The following is a 20,284-nucleotide window of genomic DNA, read 5'->3' as shown; positions in this document are numbered from 1 at the left end:
CCAGTCTATCGGCGACGGCGCAAGCGGTACCTGGCGATGAGCCGGCGCGAACGCCCGACCGCGGCCGTGACCGTCTCGGCCGCGGCATCCGCCTCGCTCCATCGCTGCACGACGGTCTCGCTGGCGACCTGCTGTCCGTCGAACACGTCGCGGTCGACGCTCGCCGCGAACGTGCCGAGGCGCAGCGTGTCCGGCTCCATCGTCGACACGACGCCCTGCTCGACGGCCTGTCGTTCGAGGACGCCAGCGGTCTGCCGTCGCGACGCCCGCTCGGGCGGTTCGAACCCGAGCTCGGCGTACCGGTCGATGAGTTCGTCCCAGGCCGCGGCCGCCGCGATCTCGTTCGGGCGCGAACGGCGCCTGCGACGGCGACGCTCCTTGGCCATCGCGACGACGAGCATCGGCAGGAACACGATCGCCAACGGGATTCCGAGCGAGGCGGTCGCGACCCACACCCACCCCGGAATCGCGAACGGGCGGTCCTTGTCCTCGTCGTCGGTGTCGTCGATCTCGACCGTCGAGAGGAGGTCATCCTCGATCTGCTCGGCGCGAGGCGGCTGACGCACCTGCGGCTGCGGCTCGGACTTGGGCTTCGGGGTCTGATCCTGGGGCGCGTCGACCGCCTCGGGGGTCGGGCGGAACGAGACCCAGCCGACACCCTCGAACGGCACCTCGACCCACGCGGTGACGTCGTCGCCGACCACCTCGACGGTCTCGCCCTCGCCGCCGATCTCGGGCGCGAACCCCATGACGACGCGCGCCGGGTACCCGAGCTGGCGCGCCATCAGCGCCATGGCCGCGGCGTACTGCTCCTCGTCGCCCACCATGGATGACCGCGTGAACAGCTCGATGAGCCGGTCGGCGCCGTGGCCGGCACGCGAGGCGATCGAGTCGGACGCGAGACCGTGACTCAGGAATCCGTTCGTCTTGAGGCCGCGCTCGATGTTGCGGAGCTGCTCGATCGGCGTGGTCGCGTCGCCCGCGTACTCCTCGCCCTTGGCCGTGACCACGTCGGGCACGTTCTCGACGGGCGGCAGTTCGACCGTGGCGACCGGCACATCGGCGAGGTCCTCGTCGCTGGGCTCGATCTGCGTGTTCGCCTCGAGGCGGTACCTGGTGCCTTCGCCGACACCGCTCGTCAGCACCGCGGTGCCGGCGGCCGCGTTGTAGCGGAGGTCGCCGACGCGCGCGGCGCTGTCGGCGTCCTCGAGCCGGAGGTCACTGCCGTACCCGACCGTCGGAAGCCAGACGTCGTCGTAGTCGGCGACCTCGACCTCGATGGTGCGCGAGCTGCCGAGCTCGGCGAGCGGGGGCTGCGGGAGGGTCTGCCCGGTGATGGCGTATCCGCCGTCGTCGTCGGAGTCTCCGGGACCGGCGACGTTCCAGAGCCGACCCGTGTAGGAGTTCATCGTCGCGAGCCGGAGCGCGTCGCCCGGCTCGAGTCCGGTGACCGTGAACAGCGGCTCCTCGGCGAGGTCCTTCGTGTAGGTGCGGAACCCGGCGAGCGGACTCGAGAACTCGAGCGGATCGAACGGGGGCACGACCTCGTCGCGGAGCACGAATCGGTCGGGCGCGACCGGGGCGACCGCCAGTCCGGCGACGGCGCCGATCGCGACCGCACCGGCGACGACGACCGCCGAGCCGCGGAGCTTCTGGTTGCGAAGCCGCCTGGCGCCGACCGCGTCGGTCTCGACGTCCGACCCGCGTCGCCAGGCGAGCCACACGAGCGCGATCACCCCGAACGCGACCCCGCGAACGCCGGCGTAGAAGGCCTCGTCGGTGCCGAGCAGGATGCCCGACACGAAGAGCAGCACCGGCCCGATGAGGATGACGGCACCGCGCAGCGCCGTGCGCTTGCGCGGGAGCCAGCGGAGCACGAGCATGGACCCGCCCAGAGCGACGGCCCAGGCGGCGACGTAGGGCACGACCGCCACGTAATAGGGCGCCTCGACCGGCGTGCCGATCGTGAGGATGTCGGCCCAGCCGTAGACGGCGCCGATGGCGAGGCCCGCGAGCGAGGTCAGGCTCGGCAGCACGCCGAAGATCGCCGAATCCGGCATCGTGAAGGGGGTGCCGAGCACGAAGTACATCGCCAGGCCGAGCAGGATGGTCGTGAGCACGCCGAGCCGGAGCATGGTGCCGAGCACCGCGGCGACCGTTCCGACGACGAGCCCCGCGGTGGCGGCGAGCAGGAAGTCGAGGTTGCCGAAGCTGGTCTCGAATCCGAGGACCGCGAGCAGCGAGAGCACCGACAGCACGGCCAGGTCGATGACGGCGGTACGGGGAATGCGGCTCACGGGCGCACCCTTCCGACGAGTCGGGCGAGATCGGAGAGCGAGCCGACCGTGACGACCGTGGTGCCCGCGACCTTCGCGATGCGAGACGCCGCGCCGAGCTCGACCCGGAACCCGAGGGTCTGCGTGTCAGCGCCGAAGACGGTCTCGGCCGAGCGGAATTCCGCGAGCGGCACGCCCGAGCCGGCGACGATGATGGCCACACTGGGCGCCGACAGGCGCTTGGTGCGCTCGCGCACGAATGCCCGCATCGAGTCGAACGCCCCGGAGGCCGCGACGACGCGGCTCGTGTCGTCGAGCAGTGCGGTGGGGGTCGCCGTGCGGAGCGTGAGCGCCTCGGTGAGCACGTCGACCCGCGTGGCGTCACGGATCACCTGCACGCCGAGCGAGGCGAGCACGGAGACGCCGAGTTCGAACTCCTCGTCGGACGCGTAGCTCGAACGCTCGGTGCGCTGCAGCAGCGCGAGCTGCGATCGACGGGTCTCCTCGTACTGGCGCACCATGAGCTGCCCGGTGCGGGCCGAGGTGCGCCAGTGCACGTTGCGGAGGGCATCTCCGGGCTGGTATGCGCGCAGTGCATGGAAGGAGATGTCGTTGTCGGTGATGGTCTTCGTGACCTCGCCCTCGAGGTCGCGCACGAGCCCGGCCGCCGACGGCTTGAGTCGGGCGGTGACCGGATGGACGAAGAGCTCGACGGGCTCGCTCCACCGCACGATGCGCCGGAGCAGGCCGAGCTGGTCGCCGCGCACCGAGACGGCGGGCCCCGCCACGATCACCGCTCGGCGGCTCGTGGGCACGGCGAAGAGCTCCTCGTGATCGGCGGCGGTCGGCAGCGCGGGCACGATGAACTCGGCGAGCCCGGCGCCGACGGGCAGCTCGAGGCGTGACGGGATCGACGGCTTCGCACCCGTGTTCACGACGAGGAGACGGCCGAAGGCCCGCTCCCCCGCGACGACGCGCGTCGGCTGCAGCGCGACCGAGACGCGGTAGTGCATGCGCCCGAGCGTGAACGGCACGCTCACGAGCAGCGCGGCCAGGAGCGTCGCGCCCAGGAACGCGAGTTCGATCCAGCCGAGCAGCCAGGCGGCGATGAAGGACACGAGCGATGCGAGCAGCACGAGACGGCCCGTGACCGAGATCACATCGGTGACCGGTGACGTCACCTCGGCGAACTTGCGGGCACCTCGTGCCACGACCTGCTGCACCGATCGAGCGGATGCCGCGAGCGAACGCCCGACGGCCCGCGCGGCGAATCGCGCCTGCGACGGGGGTCGGGGCGCGCGCGGCTCGGCGGTCATGCGGCGCGGTAGGCGGGCGGCGCGACGTCGACGATCACCGACGACACGATGTCCTCGGCCGTGGCGCCGGCGAACTCGGCCTCGGGGTCGATGATGATGCGGTGCGCGAGCACGGGGATCGCGAGCTCCCGCACGTCGTCGGGCGTGACATAGGTGCGGCCGTGGGCGATCGCCCAGGTCTTCGTCGCGCGGGCGAGCGCGAGGGCTCCTCGCATGCTGACGCCGAGCGCCGAGTCCTTGTGCGTCCGGGTGCCGGTGACGAGTTCGTTGAGGTACGAGAGCACCGAGGCGTCGACGTAGACCTCCGACGCGAGCTTGGCCATCGTCGTCACCGAGCTCGAGGCGATGATCGGCGTGACGTTCGCCGCGCGGGCACGGTTGGCCGAGTCGAGCAGCAGCGTCACCGCGGTCTCGTGGTCGGGGTACCCGAGCGAGGTCTTGATGAGGAAGCGGTCGAGCTGCGCCTCGGGCAGCGAGTAGGTGCCCGCCTGCTCGACCGGGTTCTGCGTGGCGATGACCATGAACGGGCTGCCGACCTCGTAGCCGACGCCGTCGACCGTGACACGCCCCTCCTCCATGACCTCGAGGAGCGCGGACTGGGTCTTCGGGCTCGCGCGGTTGATCTCGTCGGCGAGCACGATCGAGGCGAAGATCGGGCCGCGGTGGAACTCGAACTGCCCCTTGCCCTGGTCGAAGATCGTGACGCCCGTGACATCCGAGGGCAGCAGGTCGGGCGTGAACTGGATGCGGGAGTGCGTGCCGTCGAGCGTGTTCGCGAGGGCCTTGGCGAGCACCGTCTTGCCGGTGCCCGGGAAGTCCTCGAGCAGCACGTGCCCGTCGGAGAGCAGCGCCGTCACGACGAGTTCGATGATCTGGCGCTTGCCGAGGATCGCCTGGTCGATGTTGTCGACGAGCTTCGAGAAGGCGTCCTGGAACCACTGCGCCTGCTCCTGCGTTACTGCCATTTCTGTTTCCTCACGTAGTTCTGCGGTGTACCGGCCGGACGTCCGGGCCGCACCTCACCAGTTGTTGCTGCGAACCCCGTCGACAGTGACCGACCCGACGTCGCCGCAGAAGCTCGACGGGATGCTGCCGTTCCACCGGCCGACGAAACTGCCGTTGCCGTTGCCGTCGATCGAGATGTTGTAGCGACCGTTCAGCGCCCCGCCGTTGCAGTAGGGCACCATCTGCACGGTCGTTCCGGGTTGGAAGTTGGAGACGCTCACGTTGTAGAACCAGCAGTTGCCACCGCAGTAGCCGTACTGGCCGCTGTAGTACCCCACGCGCTCGCCCTTGGAGAGCGACACCGTTCTCGGCGGCGGCGGCGGGTTGGAGACGCCGACGGCATCGGAGCCGGCCGGTCCCTCCTTGTTGCCCGAGTTGGTGGCGACGACCTCGACCCTGTGGGTTCCGGCGCCGACCCCGCCGAACGAGGTCGATCGCGAACCACCGACGTCGCGCCAGTTGCCGCCATCGATACGCGCCTTGTAGGTGAGCGATCCACCGCCGGAGGCCGGGGCGCTCCAAGACGCGGTGATGGTCGCCGGCGCGTAGCCGCTCGAGCTGACGCTCACGCCGGGCGCGCCGGGCGTGCCGTACGGGGTCACGGCCGTGCTCGCCGACGACCAGGCTCCCCAGCCCTTCGCGTTCTCCGCGCGCACCTGGAACGAGTAGGTCGTTCCGTTGGTGAGCCCGGTGATCGACTGGGCGGTGCCGGCCGCACCCGCACCGAAGGACTTGCTTCCGCCAGACCAACTGACCTCGTAGCCGGAGATGGGCGAGTTGTTCGTCGCCGGCGCGTCCCAGCGCACGGTGGCCTGGCCGTCGGATGCGGTCGCCGTCGGGGTGTTCGGTGCGTCCGGTGGCGCGCGCACGATGACGGTCGCTCGCCCGGTGGTCTGCCGCGCGGGATCCCTCGTGCCGTCCTCGATGCGGTAGATCACGCTCAGCGTGCCGGTGAAGGCGGCGCCGGTTCGAACGGTGATGTCCTTGGCGGTGAACGAGACCGTGGCGGTGGAGCCGACCGAGGCCTGATCGATCTCGGCGCCGATGACCTTGAGCGGCACCCCGTCTTGCGCGAACGGGTTGAAGTCGTTGGCGAGCACGTCGATGGGCAGACTCTGGCTGCGGTTCATCTCGAAGGGGCCGTCATCCGAGGTCTTCGGCATCGCCCTCGTCGAGGAGACGACCGTCACGTCGACGTACCCGGGCACGGTGAACTCGTTGAAGTTCACGTCGAACGTCAGTCTCGTCTTGGTGCCGGGCTGCACGCCGAGCGGCGACTTGAACGAGAGCGTCGCACCGTCGATGATCTCGGCCTGGATGTCGGCCGACGTGCCGCCGAGGTTCGTGTACGTGAAGCGCTCGATGTTCTCGCGGTTCGGCTGGTCGCTCGACTGGCGAAGATCGACCGTTCGCGCCTTCTCGCCGGCCTCGATCTTCTCGGATCGAGGGGTGAAGCTCGGCGGCGTGTCGTTGAAGTCGGGGTCGCCGACGGTGATCGGCAGCGTGAGGATCGCCGTGCGTCCGATCGGGTCGTCGGCGCTCTTGCCGTCGGTCACCTCGAAGGTGAGCGATGCCTGGCCGCGATAGTCCTTCTTGGGCACGTACTGCATGCGCGTGCCGTCGAGAAGGACGTTCTCGTCGGTGGCGCTCGCGGTGGCGGAGAGGATGAGGGCGGGGTTGCCGGAGGGCACCTCGACGAGTTCGTTCACGCCCCAGGCGATCTTGCCGTTCATGGGCACGACGATCGGGTCGAGGTTCTTCAGGTACGGCGCAGGGAACTTCGCCTTCTCTTCAGCCTGCAGCTCCTCGGGAGTCTTCGGCTTCGGGGTCTCCTCGGGCCGCTGGGTCTCCTCGACCGCGGTATCGCCGCCGGGCACCGGCGGCACGATCACGAACGCCATCGCCGAGAGCTCGTCGAGCTCGTTCGTGAGCCGGTACGCCACGGCGAAGCGCTCGCGACCGGGGGTCACCGTGATGCGTCCGTTCGCGTCGACCTCGGCCTTCGACGCGTTGGGGCCCTCGAGCGTGACGACGAGATCTTCGACGAGTCCGCCGGGGTTCGTCGCATCGGCGAGCGGGGTCACCGTGACGTCTTCTCCGTCGAGCACCTCCTCGGGCTCGATGACCTGGTCTTCGGCGGTCGGCGGGAGGATGACGGCGTCATCGGTCACCGCGACCTGGAGGAACGCGGCATCCGCGCCGCCGTGACCGTTCGAGATCTCGTATCGGATCGTGTAGGCGCCCTCCTGCTCGGGCGCCTTCACGATCACGCGACGGAGGTCGCGGATCTCGGCCTCGAGGCCCTCGTCGACATCGGGCAGGCTCTCGACGCGGAGGCTGTAGCCGCTCGGGTCGGAGTCGTTGAGCAGCACCTCGACCGACGCGGTGCGACCGGGCTTCATCTCGATCGAATCGTCGACCGCGGTCGGCGGCAGCTGCACGACGGGCCGCGGGATCACGCCGATGCGGATCGTGCCGACGGCCGTCGCACCGTAGGCGTCCCGCACCTCGTACGTGAACGTGTCGGTGCCGGCCGAGCCCTGCGAGGCCTCATAGGTCAGGCTCGTGCTCGTGCGATCGGAGACGCGCCCGAGCGTGGGCGCTGACTTGATGCCGGTCAGCGTGACCGAGTCGCCGTCGGGGTCGAGCCCGTCGAGCGGCACGTCGATCTTCACGGCCGAGCCGGCGAAGGTGCGCGAGGTGATCGGGGTCGGCAACGGAGGCCGGTTGCCGTCGCTGCCGCGGCCCACGACGGTGAACGTGAGCTTGGCCGTCGCGGTCTGCTCGGAGTCGTCGCCGATCGAGTAGGTGAGGCTGTGGAGCCCCGGCTCGTCGGGGGCCTGGTAGCGCACGGTGTCGTCGTCGACGAACGCGAGGCCCTGGAAGCCGTCGCCGAGGCCCAGCTCGGGCAGCACGTGGAACGCCGCGGCGTCGGGGTGGAAGTCGTTCTTCGTGACCGGCACGGTGACGATGTCGCCCGCCCGGACGATGGCGGTGTCGTCGAGCGCGACCGGCGGCTGGTCCTTCACGAGCGGCGGAACCGGCACCACCGTAACGGTCGTGGTGGCCGTGCCGATGCCGTCGGACACGGTGTAGGCGAACTGCAGCTGCCGTTCGATCGCGGCCGAGGCGGTGACCCGCACGACCGTGTTCGTGATCAGCTCGACCGAGACGAGCCCCTCGGTGCCCGTGTCGTCGACGGACTGCACCGCGAGCACCCGGCCCGAGGGCGAGACGTCGTTGGCCAGCACGGGGATCGCGAGCGGTTCGCCCGGTCGCAGGTAGGCCGTGTCCTTCACCGCGATGGGAAGGAGCGCTTCGGTGGGCTCCTCGACGACCTGCACGCGGATGAGTCCGACGCTCACCGCGGCACCGGCGCCCAGGTTGTAGACGAACACGTATTCGCCCGCCTCGGCGCTGGAGAACGAGATGGAACCGCGCTCGAGGTTGGGCGTGATCTCTGCGCCCTCTGGCGGATCTTCGACGCCGATGAGGGTCAGCGGCGCCCCCGAGGGCGAGATGTCGTTCACGAGCGGCTCGATGAGCGTCTTCTCGCCGACGAAGACCCTGGCGAAGTCGGGCGTGCCGATCGGGTTCAGCGAGCCGGACGGCTTCACGTCGACCGTGAGGGTGCCCGTCGCCGCGGTCTGCCCGTCGGAGACCGTGAACTGCACCTCCTTCTGGCCGAGTTCGGCGGAGCGGTGCTGGAAGGTGAGGTTGCCGTCGGGGCTGAAGCGCACGGAGTCGCCGCCGATCGGCGAGGCGTTGACCAGGTAGAGGTCGTCGCCGTCGGGATCGATCCAGTCGGTCAGCACGTTGTACGAGACCTGCTGCCCCTGCTCGACGCTGATGGCCCCTGAGCGCGACGACACCGGCGCCGTGTTCTCGCTGTCGGGCACGACGCGCACATTCACGGATGCCTCGGCGACACCGCCGCGACCGTCGTCGACGGAGTACCTGAACGAGACGGTGCCGGCGGCGCCGGCGGCGGGCGAGAACTGCAGCGCGCGGCCGCCGTCGATCTGCTCGATGCGCCCCATCGACTCGGGGATCTCGGTGACCGAGGACACGGAGAGCACATCGCCGTCGGGGTCGGTGTCGTTCTCGAGCACCTCGAGGATCGTGGTGCGCCCAGGGCGGGCACCGAAATCGTCGTCTCGGGCGATCGGCGGGCGGTTCTGATCGGTGCGCTCGGCGATGGTGTCCTCGAAGGTCTGCTGCGCGCTCTTCTCGTCGCCCTCGAGCTCCTCGCTCTCCTCGGGCGGCGTCACCTCCTCCCAGTTGTCGACGAGTCTGAGGTCGGAGTCGACCAGCCAGGCGTTGCCGTTGGTGAGGTTGTTGAGCGCGATCACGTCGCGGTTGACCCTGAACTCGAGCCTGGCTCCGGCGGTCGGCTGGTCGATGTCGAGCAGCCGCGGCTCCTCGCCGTCGCACGACGAGAGGTAGCGACCGGCTTCGGCCCACGCCCCGTGCACGCAGCCGTCGAGCCAGACGGGCGCCGCGACATCCGCAGCGCCGCTCGATCCGGCGGGAGCCTCGGCATCGAGTTCGCGGACGGCGCCGTCGGCGAGACCGAGCTCGATGATGCCGGTCGCCGTGGCGATGTAGGCGGTGTCGTGTTCGGCGCCCGACTGCTGGAGGCGCAGACCCTCGGACGGCAGCTCGGTCTCTCGGCCGTCGACGACGACCGTATTGCGCTCTTCGTCGAACACGACGGCGCGTTCGCCGACGGCGGCCAGCTGGTGTTCGCCGAGATCTTTCACCTCGGTCGTGGTCGGGTCGTCGGCCGCTCCGCGCACGAAGGTCTTGAGCGTGCCCTTCTCGACCGAGGTCGCGAAGATGGTGCCCTTGTCGGACACCGCGACCTCGGCGTCGTCGCCGAGCTTCGCGATCGGGTCGGTGCCGCGCCAGTCGAACTGCAGCTCGGCTCCGGCCTGCACGTTCCAGAGCTCGCCGGCGGGCGAGAGCACCGCGATGACGTCGCCGCCGTACGCGATCTTCGAGGCCGGCGGCACGTCGATGCGCTGCGAGAGCGTCGTGAACGACGGATCGATGCGTTCGATGGATCCGACGGCGGGGTCGTAGACGAACGCGTCATCGCCGCGTTGGAAGACGTCGGCCTCGTTCGAGGCGGTGGAGACCGCGGCGTCGAGCTCCTCGATCTGCCGATTGAGGCGACCGGCGAGCAGCTCCTCGGCGTTGGTCACCCAGACTTCCCGGGCCCGGAGGTCGGGATCCGTCACGGGGAAGCCCTGATGCAGCACGGCGACCGTCACCGGTGCACCGACCAGCACGGCGATCGCGACGCCTGACGCGAGGGTCTTGCGTGCACGCAACCAGGAGGTGAAGCCGGCCAATCTGTTCTCCTCGTTGCATCCGTCGGTATGGGCGGCGGTGGTTCCGCTCTCGACGGCACCGGGCTTCACGGTAACACGGGGTTCCGACGTCCCCGAATGGGCAGGACTTCCCATGGTGCTTCGATGCCGAAGCGATACGGAGAAGGGCCTCCGCGCGAGCGCGACGTGTCGCGGCCGGCTCAGTCGCTCGCGCCGCCGAGTTCGACGCCCGCCCCGTCGCCCGAACCGGCTGCGGAGTCTTCCGCCGCCCGATCGAGCAGTAGCAGGTCGTCGACGCTCACGAGCCTGGTGGCCACGGCGTACTCGACGAGGCGCATGCGGCGGTTCGTCGCGAGCTTGCCCCGACCGCCGCGCAGGCCGTCGACGCCGAGTCGATCGAGCTTCTCGCACACGTTGTCGAGCTTGCGGTTGAAGGTCGTCATGCTCCATCCGAGCCTGGCCGCGGCCTCGGCCGAGGTCGGAACTGTCGCTCGGCCCGCCGAGGGCTGCACGAGCACGCGTTCGGACAGCGCCACGACGAGCAGGCGCTGGCTCGAGGTGAGCGCGACCGGCATGATCGTCGTGCCGCCCTCGGCCGTCGAGGCCGTCAGCGACGTGTTGTAGAAGTCCTCCTCGGCGTGGATCGAGAACTCGTAGGTCGTGGCGCCCGCGCTGAAGAGCACGTTCACCTGCTGGAACACGAGCGGCAGCTTCGCGCCGGGCGCGACCCAGGCCTGCACGCTGCCCGTGGCATCCGAAACCGTGGCGGAGAGCAGCTGGCCGACGTTCGAGAGCCACCAGAGGCCGTACTCGGCCGAGAGGGTGAGGAACGTGCGGTGCAGGTAGGGGTTCTCGTCGATCGTGAGGTCGGACTCGCGCCCGATCGTGAACGGCGTCCCTTCGGCGACCGTGTACCACTCGCCGCAGTACTCGACCCTGAGCGGCTTGAGCGAGGTCACGGCGTGCACCCCTTGGCAGGCTCGGAGGTGCGGCTGCCGCGCTGGGTCTGCACGTCGATGCAGATCGTCTGGCCGGCGGCGACCCCGTCGACGACGATCGGCGACGACGCGGCGAGCTGCACCGAACCGCTGCCGTCGGATCGTGCCCAGCGGAACCGGTCGCCCTCCTCGGCATCGTCGAGCGACACCTCGAACGAGACGCTCGTGCCGTCGGCCGACGGTACGCCGGGCGCGACCACGGGCATCGGCACGGTCGCCTCGGCCACGGCGTCGCGGTCGTCGGACTTCACGGGAGCCTCCGCCTCGGGCTGGGGCAGCCCACCCGAGAACACGACCGCGGCGACGACGGCGAGCGCCACCACGACGCCCGCGGCGACGCCGATCACGAGGCCGACCTTCGAGCGGCGCTTCGGGGCTTCGACCTCGGTGACGGATGCCGCGGCGGGCGCCGCATCGGAGGCGACCCGCCCATCGGCGCGAGCTGCACCCCTGGGGCGCACGATCGTTCCGTCGTCGACCGGGGCCGAGGCGCCCGACCCGGCCGAGGATCCCGTCTGCGGCGCCGCCGCTCCCCCGGGACGCATCATGGTGGCGTCGGCGAGGGGCGGCTGCGCGGCGATCTGCTGCGGCGCGCGCGCGACCGTGGCGTCGGCACCGGCGCCGGCGGGAGCCGTCGGCGGGGCGGCGACCGCACGCGAACCACCGGGTGCGGTCGGCGCGACGGGGGCGACCGGCGCCGCCTGGGCGTCGATCGTGCGCACGGCGCGGGCCCTGGTGGCATCCGCGTCGTCGACGGTGTCGCGCTCCTCGACGACCGCGAGGTTCGGCACCTCGATGGTCGTCGCCGAGTAGCCGAGCTCGAGCTCGACGCGTTGCAGCGCCCGCGCGAACTCGACCGCGCTCGGGTACCGGTCGTCGCGGGAGGTCGCCATGCCCTTCGCGAGCACCGCGAGCAGGCTGCGCGGCACGTCGGTGCGATCCATGGGCGTGATCGCACCGCGTTCGATGCGGCCGATGAGATCGAGCGTGCCGTTCGAACGGCCGGGGATCTCGAACGGCGAACGCCCGGCGAGCAGCGTGTAGACGGTCGCGGCGAGCGAGAAGACGTCGCTGCGGGGGTCGGGGGTCGGGTCGTCCTCGAACATCTCCGAGGGCGACCACGGCACGCTCATCCCGACGGCCGCCGTGCTGTTCGACCCCCCGGTTCCCGTCGCCTGCGCACCGGGGCGCACGGTCATCGTGTGCACCGGCAGTTCGCCGTCGAGGTTCGACGAGATGCCGAAGTCGGTGAGCGCGGGCCAGCCGTAGTCGTTCGTCAGCACGTTCGCGGGCTTGATGTCGCGGTGCAGGATGCCGGCGGCATGCGCAGTGGCCACGGCACCCGCGATGCGCACGCCCGTGCGCAGGGCGTCTACGACCGCGAACGGCGACCGCTTGTACTGGTCGGCGAGGCTCGGACCCGAGCAGTACTCCATCACGAAGTAGGGTCGGCCGTCGGCCGAGACATCCGCATGGAAGATCGTCACGATGTACGGGTGCGTCGAGAGCTGGGCCATCAGGTTCGCCTCGGCGACGAACTGGGCGCGCGTGTCGCGGCCGAGCTCCTCGGTGAGCAGCACCTTCACGGCGACCTTGCGTCGCGGCAGGCGCTGCTCGTAGAGGAACACGTCGGCGAACCCGCCGGAGCCCAGCAGGCCCTGGGGGGTGTACCCGGGCAGCTCGGGCGGGGTGGAGGTGGCTCGGCGCATCAGGCGGCGACCACCTGGATCGTCCAGCCGCCGCCGAGATCGACGACCGTGCCGACCAGCACGGGCGTCGGCTCGCCGGCGCGGAGCCGGACGGGCGGCTTGCCCGGCTGCGCGACGTGCGTGCCGTTGCGCGAGTGCAGGTCGGTGATCACGACGGTGTCTCCTTCGACGGTGACCCGCACGTGCGTGCGAGAGATGTCCTGGTCGCCGGCGCCGATCGCGACCACACGGGGCAGGCGCCCGCCGGAGACCTGGCTGACGCTCGGCGCACGGCCGAGCAGCACCTCGTGGGTCACGGGTTCGAGGGATCCGTCGGGCATGCGCAGGCTGAGGCGGGGCGCATCGGCGGGGGCGGATGTCGCGCGCGCGGGCAGCGCGTCGGGAACCGTCGTCTGCTCCGCACGGCGCGCGTCGCGCTCGGCGCGGAGGCGCTGCACGTCGACGCCGACGACGGTCATGCCGTCGTGGTCTCCGCCGTCTGCGTCGTTCCCGGGCACGATGGTCTGCTCGGCGCCGGTCGATGCCCCGACCGGCGAGACGACGGTGGCGTCGTCGATCGCGTCGTCGATCGCGTCGGGCACGGGGTCGGGCGCCCGCGCGGGTGGCGGTCCGGGGATCGTGGAGCCGGTCGGACCGCCGACGGGCGGCGCCCAGGCGGGCGGGTCGGACGGCGCGACGGACTCTGCCGCGGTGACGGGTGAGACGACCGGGCTGGTGATCGGTGCTTCGACGGGGTCGGTGACCGGTGCGTCGGCCGGGCTGACCACCGGTGACGCGACAGGCGTCGACCTCGGCGCGACGGCCACCGGCTCACGGGATTCCGAGCCGACGGACGCCGCGAACACGACGCCCTCGACGATGGGCAGGCCGACGAGCGACTCCGCCCCGCGCGAGGCGGACGCAGCCGGCCCGCGCGCGGCATCCGTCGCCCTGAGCTCGACCGACGCGCCGTCGGCGACGCGCTCGACCCAGGTCGAGACGCCCTCGCCCGTGATGACCTCGGTTCCGAGGCGCACCGAGAACCCGCCGCGCACGACGACGCGCACCGCGTCGTCGTCGTCGGAGCGGACGACGAGCCCGAACGACGGCGTCGCCGAGAGCCCGTCGACCGTGAGCCGGTCGAGCACGACCCGCACCGGATCGGGCTCGACGAGCCCCGGCCACAGGTCGCTCGCGAGTGCGGCCGCCGAGGCGGGCAGCATGAGCACGACTGCGCCGCGCACGACGGCGAGGTGCTCCCCCGCCGGATCAGGCGTGTAGGTCGCCACTGGCGCCTCCGTCCACTCGCGGGGTGGTGTCCTCGTCGACGGCGACGGCCGTCTCGCGGTCCTTCGTGGACTCGTCGTCGGCCGAGCCGAGCTGCGACTCGACCACGATGGCCGTCACATTGTCGCGTCCTCCGTGATCGAGCGCGAGGTCGACGAGCTCGCCCGCGAGCCCGGCCGCGTGTCCGGTGTGCCCCACGAGCACGCGCGCGATCGACGAGTCGTCGACCTCCTTGCTGAGACCGTCGGAGCAGATCAGGAACACCTGTCGACCGGATGCCGGGATGAGCCAGACATCGGGATCGACCACGTCGTCGGCGCCGATCGCCCGGGTGATCACGTTGCGGTCGGGGTGCCGTTCGGCGTCTTCGGGGCGGATGAGTCCGGCATCGACGAGCTCCTGCACGGCCGAGTGGTCGACGCTCAACTGGCTGAGCGTGCGCCCGTTCCAGGTGTAGATGCGCGAGTCGCCGACGTTGAAGGCCATCCAGTGGAAGCCCGCGCCGTCGCCCGCGTCGACGAGGGCGACGCCCGCGAGCGTCGTGCCGGCGACCGCGGTGCCCTCGTCGCCTTCGTCGCTCAACGCGCGAACGGCGTCGTTCGACGAGTGGATGGCGTCGAGCACCTGCTCGGGCGACGACGGGGCGCCGGGCGCCAGATGGCGTCGGAACGTCTCGACGACCGTGCGGCTCGCCACGTCTCCGCGCGCGTGCCCGCCCATGCCGTCGGCCACGAGGAAGACGGGGGCCTCGGCGAGGAACGAGTCCTCGTTCATGCTGCGCACGCGCCCGACATCCGTACGTGCGCTGTGCGCGATCACCGCAGCTCCATGGTCGAGCTCGACGACGTCTTCGCCATCAGGGGACACGGTGCTCCTCGTCGCCGTCCTTCACCGGTAGGGACCGGGACGCCGCACCCCGTGCGCCGCCCACCAAAACTAGCAACACCCGGGGCGCCTCGCCGACCCGGATCAGCGGGCTTCGTCGTCGGTGAAGTGCGGAACCTCTTCCATCAGGGTGTGGCCGCGACGCTTCGCGTCGACGTTCGCCTTCACGACGCTCGCGACCGTGGCGACCGCCATCGCCGCGATGATGACCCCGAGCGACATCCATGTGGAGATCTCGGGAGCCCACTCGATGTGCTCGCCGTTGTTGATGAACGGCAGTTCGTTGACGTGCATGGCGTGCAGCACGAGCTTCACGCCGATGAACGCGAGAATGAACGCGATGCCGTACTTGAGGTACTCGAGGCGCTCGAGCAGGCCGCCGAGCAGGAAGTACAGCTGGCGCAGGCCCATGAGCGCGAACACGTTCGCCGTGAACACGATGAACGGGCTCTGGGTGATGCCGAAGATCGCGGGGATCGAGTCGAGCGCGAAGAGCAGGTCGGTCGTGCCGATCGCGATGAACACGAACAGGATCGGCGTGAACACGCGGTGGCCGTCGATGTTCGTGCGGATCTTGATGCCGTCGTAGTCGTCGGAGATCCTCACGCGCTTGCGGAGCACGCGCACGAGCAGGTTGTCCTTGTCGTCGTCGTGCTCGACGAACGCCTGCTGGTAGGCCGTGTACACGAGCCAGACGCCGAAGATGTAGAAGATCCAGCTGAAGTTCTCGATGAGCTGCGCGCCCAGGAGGATGAACACGCCGCGGAAGATCAGCGCCAGGATGATGCCCACCATGAGCACCTCCTGCTGCAGCTTCTTCGGCACCGCGAACCTGGCCATGATGATCACGAAGACGAACAGGTTGTCGATCGACAGGCTGTACTCCGTCAGCCAGCCCGCGATGAACTGGCCTGCGTGCTCGGCGTCCCCGAGCAGGTACATGAGCAGCGCGAAGACGAGCGCGAGGGCGACGTAGAAGACGACCCACAGCGTCGACTCCCGGAACGACGGAACGTGGGGACGCTTGACGACGAGCAGGAGGTCGGCGACGAGGATCAGCGTGAGGACCACGAGGGATCCGATTTCGAACCAGGCGGGAAGCTGCAGCACGTGCGGCCTTTCGGGAGGATTTGGGCAGGGCGGAACCCGAAAGTCTCTCCCAGTGCGCACAGGTGCGCCGCCACGCCCGGAGCGGCGTCTTCGGCGCTCGTACTGACGATCGTGGCTCGAAGCGCGTGAACGCCTCGCGGGATACTCCCCTTCGCTTCCGGGAGTCTAGCGGCTGCGGTGCACGGCCGAACCCTCTGTGCGATCTGCGACGCGTGTGCGCCGGCCACGGCTTCGCCGGAGGGATCGGCGGGCCGTCACCCCGGTGGTCGCACGTCGCGCCTGTGGAGCATCGACAACGCCTGTCGCCTGTCGGCCGCGCGGGGTTGGATGTTCGCACAGGAAATGCTGAGCACTCGTCGGGGAATCCTCCACCGCTGTTAGCTTCGACCGACTCTCAGGGACGCCGAGCCGCCGGAAACCGACAACGTGGTTGGGCCGGCACGGTGTTCCGGTGGCGAGCGACCCGCATTCCGCGGCCGCACGCATCCGACGCCCCGCACCGGCTTCGGCGAGCAGACCCGCACTCACCCTCCCGGACGCCTCCTGCGCGCCCGCACTCCATGGAGCCTCAATGACGAGAATCGATGCACCCCCGCCCCACCGCCACGGCACCGGCCTGAAGATCGCGGCGATCTCGCTGACGGTCGCCCTCATCGCCGCCGTGGCGTTCTTCTTCCTCACCACCGCGAAGATCGCGAACGGCGCCGACCAGCTCGCGACCGGAGCCGGCACCGCGGGCGAGGGTTCGAGCGAGGTCGCAGCCGGTGCCGCGACCCTCGCCGACGGCGCCGCCACGGCACGCGACGGATCGAGCGACGTGTCGGCCGGAGCGACGAAACTGGAGACGGGCGCCGCGAGCGCCGCCGCCGGTGCGTCACGCCTCCAGACCGGCGCCGAGCGGGCCTCGACCGGCACGGTCAAGATCGCCGACGGCCTCGGTCGCAGCGTCGCCGGAACCACCGAGCTCTCGGCCGGCGCGAACAGCGCGGCCGACGGGTCGGTTCAGCTCTCGGACGGCATCTCGCAGGCCGCGGACGGCGCCACGCAGGTCGCCGATGGAGCGGCGAAGCTCGGCACTGGAGCCGGCCAGCTCGCCAGCGGAGCGAAGGCACTCTCCGAAGGCGGCACGTTCCTCGCGGGCAGTGCCGCCGGGCTTGCGAAGGGCGCCGCCGATGTGAACGCCAACGCCACGGCCCTCGCCGCCGGCGGTGGCTCGCTGGTCGCCGGCACGACGAAGTTCGGCGAAGGCCTCGTCCCGCTCGAGCAGGGTGGTGACGCCCTCGTCCTCGCTGCCGGTCAGGTTCGCGACGGAGCTGCACAGGTCGGCACCGGGTCCGCGAACCTCGCCGCCGAGCTCGCCGAGCTCGACATGGCGCTTGCGGGGAGCGGGCTGCCCGCCGACCTCCTGGCGCAGATCTCGGCGCTCAAGGACGGCGCAGACGTCGTCGCCGCCGGCGCGAATCAGGTCCGCCTCGGAACAGCGGGCGTCGCCGATGGCACGGTGAATGTTCGCGGCGGCCTCACGTCGGTGCGGAACGGGAGTGACGAGCTCGCAGCGGGAGCCGCGGGCCTGAAGGCCAAGCTCGATATGTTCGTCGAGAAGGGCACCGCGCCCCTCGCATCGGGTGCAGGGCAACTCGCGGGCGGCGCAGCGATGTTCGCCGGCAAGACCGGCGAACTTGCCGCGGGCGCGGGCAACCTGAACGCGAAGTCCGGCGAGCTCGCCTCCGGCGCGTCCCGAGTGCAGGCCGGAACGGCCACGCTCGACCAGAAGGTCGACGGCCTCGTGGCGGGCAACGAGAAGATCGCGGCCGGCCTCGAGCGCTCGCTCGACGGCACGCTCGAGCTGAAGGCCGGCGCGGACGAGCTCGTGATCGGCACGTCGACGCTTTCGACGGGGGCCGCGGGCCTCGCGACCGGCACGCAGACGCTCTCCGACGGAGCGGCCGAACTCGCCGCCGGATCCGCGAAGCTCGCCGACGGAACCACTCGGCTCGCCGACGGCGCGCAGACGCTCTCCGACGGCACGACGGCACTGGCCGACGGCAACGGTCAGCTCGCCGACGGCAGCCAGACCCTCGCCGACGGCGCCGCCGGGGTCTCCCCCGCGACGCTCGCGCCGTGGCTGCTCGTGGTGCTCGGCGTGATCGCCGCGATCGTCGCGTTCTGGATCGCGCACCGCGTGCGCCACGCGCGCCGCGAGGTGCTGCCGGCTTGACCGGATGCGTCGCCGAGCGGCGGCGGTCGGGGTTCGCCTCGGCCGTCGCCGCTCGGGGTTCGCGCGCGGACGGCACGGCGACCACGCCCGCGCGAACGGTCGAAGGCCCGCAACGTGACCGCACATGAAACGCAGAATGCCCCGCCGAGGCGGGGCATTCTGCGTTCGTCATCAGGATGTCGGATGCGTGACCCCAGCGGGATTTGAACCCGCGCTGCCGCCGTGAGAGGGCGGTGTCCTAGGCCGCTAAACGATGGGGCCGAGACTGATGACGTGCAAACGGAATGCCCCCGCCGAAGCGAAGGCATTCCGGTGTTGCCAGCAAGTTCACGTGACCGTGACCCCAGCGGGATTTGAACCCGCGCTGCCGCCGTGAGAGGGCGGTGTCCTAGGCCGCTAAACGATGGGGCCGAACTGACAACTTGAAGAGTATGACACACGTTCAGGGCGCGCTCCAAATCGAGCCGGGAGCTCGGAGCCCCGCGACATCCGATCGAATCAGACGAACACTCGGAGCGCTCCGGGCACGATCTCGACCTCGATCGGCAACGCCCCGACCCGCTCTCCATCGGCGTAGGCGGCGACCTCGGCCGCGTCGAGCGCAACCCGCTGGGCGGAGACGAACTCGACGGCCGGGTGGTCGGCGTGCTCGCCGCGGAACACCTTGGGGAACACCGCGATGAGCCTCGCCCGGGAGATCGGATGCACGATGAACACATCGAGCCGACCGTCGGAGAGGTCGGCATGCGGCACGACCTTCATGCCGCCGCCGATCGACGACCCGTTCGCCACCGAGACGAGCATCGCCTTCTGCTCGCGGCGCACCCCGTCGATCGTGATCGTGTACGAGCGCGGCCGGAACGTGGCGAGCTCTCGCACGAGCGCGATCGTGTACCGGCTCGGCCCACGGGGGCGGATCATGCGGTTCGCACGCTCGTTCACGAGCGCGTCGAAGCCCGCGGAGACGACGCCGGCGAACCACACGGGGGCCGAGTCGCCACGCCGGATCACCCCGGCATCGATCGTGCGCGGCTCGCGCTCGAGCGCTTCGAGGAGCACCTCGAGGCCGGCGAGCGGGTCCTCGAACGGAAGTCCGAGCCCGCGCGCCAGGTCGTTGCCGGTGCCGGCGGCGACGACGCCGAACGGCACCCCAGTGCCGGCCACGATGTTGACGGCGAGCGAGACCATGCCGTCGCCACCGACGACGATGAGGGCATCGGTTCCGCGGGCGACGGCCTGCTCGGTCTCGAGTCGCAGCAGTTCGAAGTTCGCCTCCTGCAGCAGGACGACCTCGTGCCCGGCCTCGATCAGTCGTGCGACCACGGTCGCGCCCACCTCGCGATGACGGCCGAACGAGGCCGACGGGTTCACCGCGACGAGCAGGCGCTTGGGGCTTCGGGTCATGCACAGATTCTGGCAGGCGGCGCGGGCTTGCATCGCACGCGCGAACCGGTGTTTGCTCGGAGCATGCGCCTGACGAAACTCGAACACGCCGCCCTCCTGATCGAGGGCTCGGGCGATCGGCTCTTCATCGATCCCGGCAACTACACCACACCCATCACGGATGCCACGGGTGCCGTCGCGGTCGTCATCACCCACGAGCACGCCGACCATTGGAGCCCCGAGCAGTTGCGGCGCATCGTCGACGCAAGCCCCGAGGTGCGGCTCTTCGGGCCCGCCGGCGTCGCGGCCGCGGCATCCGACTTCGCGATCGAGACCGTGGCACCCGGCGACGTGATCGAGATCGGACCCTTCCGCCTTCGCTTCTTCGGCGGTCGCCACGCCGAGATCCACTCGTCGATCGACATCGTCGACAACATCGGCGTGATCGTGAACGAGGCGTTCGCCTACGCCGGCGACTCATTCGACGTGCCGGAGGGGCTCGACGTCGATGTGCTGGCCGCGCCCGCCGGCGCTCCGTGGATGAAGATCTCGGAATCGATCGACTTCGTGCGCAAGGTCGCCCCGAAGCGCGTGTTCGCGACGCACGAGATGGTGCTCTCGCAGTTCGGCAAGGACCTCTCGCACACCCGACTCGCGTGGGCCGTCGAGCAGACCGGCGGCGAGTACGTGCGGCTGGAGCCCGGGGACACGCTGGACTTCTGACGCACTGAACTGCTGACGCCCTGAACAGCGGCCGAACCCGCCGGGTCAGGACGCTGCCC

General features: G+C 70.6%; 12 protein-coding genes and 2 tRNA genes. 2 read left to right on the top strand and 12 right to left on the bottom strand.

Annotation, left to right across the window (positions count from 1 at the left end):
* Window positions 1–5: 5 nt before the first annotated feature.
* The 9 genes from ATC03_RS08245 to ATC03_RS08205 form a co-directional block, all read right to left on the bottom strand.
* Window positions 6–2,297: a transglutaminase TgpA family protein gene (locus ATC03_RS08245; RefSeq protein WP_067875443.1), complete on the bottom strand. Its 2,292-nt coding sequence runs from the start codon at window positions 2,295–2,297 to the stop codon at window positions 6–8.
* Window positions 2,294–3,592 carry a DUF58 domain-containing protein gene (locus ATC03_RS08240; protein ID WP_067875440.1) on the bottom strand — a complete coding sequence of 433 codons (1,299 nt, stop codon included), beginning with the start codon at window positions 3,590–3,592 and terminating at the stop codon, window positions 2,294–2,296. Before ATC03_RS08240 ends, ATC03_RS08245 begins: the two co-directional genes overlap by 4 nt.
* Window positions 3,589–4,557 (bottom strand): AAA family ATPase, encoded by a 969-nt coding sequence (locus tag ATC03_RS08235; RefSeq protein WP_067875437.1) that lies wholly within the window; start codon window positions 4,555–4,557, stop codon window positions 3,589–3,591. Before ATC03_RS08235 ends, ATC03_RS08240 begins: the two co-directional genes overlap by 4 nt.
* Before the next feature lie 54 nt (window positions 4,558–4,611).
* Complete coding sequence (locus ATC03_RS08230; protein ID WP_152030901.1) at window positions 4,612–9,954, bottom strand: Ig-like domain-containing protein; 5,343 nt, start codon at window positions 9,952–9,954, stop codon at window positions 4,612–4,614.
* Window positions 9,955–10,133: 179 nt separating this feature from the next.
* Window positions 10,134–10,901 carry an FHA domain-containing protein gene (locus ATC03_RS08225; RefSeq protein WP_067875431.1) on the bottom strand — a complete coding sequence of 256 codons (768 nt, stop codon included), beginning with the start codon at window positions 10,899–10,901 and terminating at the stop codon, window positions 10,134–10,136.
* A complete protein-coding gene (locus tag ATC03_RS08220; protein WP_067875429.1) occupies window positions 10,889–12,640 on the bottom strand; it encodes a serine/threonine-protein kinase in 1,752 nt (583 codons plus the stop codon). Before ATC03_RS08220 ends, ATC03_RS08225 begins: the two co-directional genes overlap by 13 nt.
* Window positions 12,640–13,908, bottom strand: a complete 1,269-nt coding sequence (locus ATC03_RS08215) for an FHA domain-containing protein (protein ID WP_067875427.1) — start codon at window positions 13,906–13,908, stop codon at window positions 12,640–12,642. Before ATC03_RS08215 ends, ATC03_RS08220 begins: the two co-directional genes overlap by 1 nt.
* Entirely contained in the window at window positions 13,889–14,773 is an 885-nt protein-coding gene (locus ATC03_RS08210) for a PP2C family protein-serine/threonine phosphatase (RefSeq protein ID WP_067875422.1), read from the bottom strand. Before ATC03_RS08210 ends, ATC03_RS08215 begins: the two co-directional genes overlap by 20 nt.
* 102 nt (window positions 14,774–14,875) lie before the next feature.
* A complete protein-coding gene (locus ATC03_RS08205; RefSeq protein ID WP_067881752.1) occupies window positions 14,876–15,898 on the bottom strand; it encodes a TerC family protein in 1,023 nt (340 codons plus the stop codon).
* A gap of 574 nt (window positions 15,899–16,472) precedes the next feature.
* Between ATC03_RS08205 and ATC03_RS08200 the strand changes: the two genes are divergently transcribed.
* Window positions 16,473–18,119 (top strand): YhgE/Pip domain-containing protein, encoded by a 1,647-nt coding sequence (locus tag ATC03_RS08200; RefSeq protein WP_067875421.1) that lies wholly within the window; start codon window positions 16,473–16,475, stop codon window positions 18,117–18,119.
* Window positions 18,120–18,307: 188 nt separating this feature from the next.
* On the opposite strand, the gene ATC03_RS08195 is transcribed toward ATC03_RS08200, so the two are convergent.
* The 3 genes from ATC03_RS08195 to ATC03_RS08185 all read right to left on the bottom strand — a co-directional run bounded on the left by ATC03_RS08195 (window position 18,308) and on the right by ATC03_RS08185 (window position 19,523).
* A tRNA-Glu gene (locus ATC03_RS08195) sits at window positions 18,308–18,380 on the bottom strand.
* 77 nt (window positions 18,381–18,457) lie between these two features.
* Window positions 18,458–18,530, bottom strand: a tRNA-Glu gene (locus ATC03_RS08190).
* A gap of 87 nt (window positions 18,531–18,617) precedes the next feature.
* Entirely contained in the window at window positions 18,618–19,523 is a 906-nt protein-coding gene (locus ATC03_RS08185; RefSeq protein WP_067875418.1) for a diacylglycerol/lipid kinase family protein, read from the bottom strand.
* Between the two features lie 63 nt (window positions 19,524–19,586).
* Between ATC03_RS08185 and ATC03_RS08180 the strand changes: the two genes are divergently transcribed.
* Window positions 19,587–20,225, top strand: coding sequence for an MBL fold metallo-hydrolase (locus ATC03_RS08180; RefSeq protein WP_067875414.1), 639 nt, complete (start codon window positions 19,587–19,589; stop codon window positions 20,223–20,225).
* The last annotated feature ends 59 nt before the right edge of the window (window positions 20,226–20,284 follow it).

This window comes from Agromyces aureus, assembly GCF_001660485.1.
Lineage (GTDB): Bacteria > Actinomycetota > Actinomycetes > Actinomycetales > Microbacteriaceae > Agromyces > Agromyces aureus.
The sequence above is the reverse complement of the archived record's forward strand: the minus strand, read 5'-3'. Positions and strand labels throughout refer to the sequence as shown.